Origin of the sequence: Vibrio sp. S234-5, assembly GCF_000960595.1 — a bacterium.
In the GTDB taxonomy this organism is placed as follows: Bacteria; Pseudomonadota; Gammaproteobacteria; order Enterobacterales; family Vibrionaceae; genus Vibrio.
The window spans coordinates 1-348 of the sequence record NZ_JZAM01000056.1; the positions used below are offsets into that span (position 1 = coordinate 1).

The following is a 348-nucleotide window of genomic DNA, read 5'->3' on the forward strand; positions in this document are numbered from 1 at the left end:
TGCTTTAAATGCTCGATCATGATCTCTTTATTAACCCAAGGAACGACCATCGCTTCGCCAATTCCTCTCGCGGGACAGACAGAACCAAACAGATACGCATATTCAAATTGTTGTTGCTTCACGGCTCTGGGACGTGTTCCTTTCTCTGCCCATAACCGTGTCGTCGTGTTTTGTTGCCCAAATCTGGCTTCATCTTGAAACCAGACATCCACATGCTCTAAAGCGATATGTCCTGGGATCTTCAGGATCGTTTCAATTTTGAATTTTTTTTAAAATCGTCTTGGACTTCTTGAGATTGCTTGGGGTGTTTTGAGCGGGAAGTTATCCATGACAAGCCCATGTGCTCGA

The 348-nt window shown here is 44.5% G+C and carries 1 pseudogene; it reads right to left on the minus strand.

The window, feature by feature from the left end:
- Positions 1–348 (minus strand): annotated as a pseudogene (locus tag UF06_RS26695) (IS630 family transposase); the annotation flags it as partial.